The organism is Catenibacterium sp. AM22-6LB (genome assembly GCF_003435615.1).
In the GTDB taxonomy this organism is placed as follows: domain Bacteria; phylum Bacillota_I; class Bacilli_A; order Erysipelotrichales; family Coprobacillaceae; genus Catenibacterium; species Catenibacterium mitsuoka_A.
Genome location: NZ_QTUM01000125.1, coordinates 1 through 281 on the forward strand (window position 1 = coordinate 1; position 281 = coordinate 281).

A 281-nucleotide genomic window follows, 5' to 3' on the forward strand; every position below is an offset into this window, starting at 1 on the left:
AATGTATCCAAGTTGATAATGTCCCAATTGGGACATTATCAACTTGCCGTGTTAAACTATAACCTCCATGGGAGGTTATTATGAGAAAGGTTGAATTGAGAATGAATGAGCAGAATAAGTATGAAATAATCAAGAAGCTTGTAGAAACAAATGGAAATAAGAAGAGAGCAGCTACTAGACTTGGCTGTACTGTAAGAACTATCAATAGACTTATCATAAAATATAAGGAACAGGGAAAGAAGGGTTTCGTGCACGGCAACCGTGGAAGACTGCCTGCTTCT

General features: G+C 37.7%; 1 protein-coding gene. It reads left to right on the forward strand.

Translation table 11 applies throughout. The features are described 5' to 3' along the window. Positions 1-80: 80 nt before the first annotated feature. Positions 81-281 (forward strand): helix-turn-helix domain-containing protein (locus DW269_RS12855; RefSeq protein WP_199412145.1); only part of this gene is annotated, 201 nt, incomplete at its 3' end.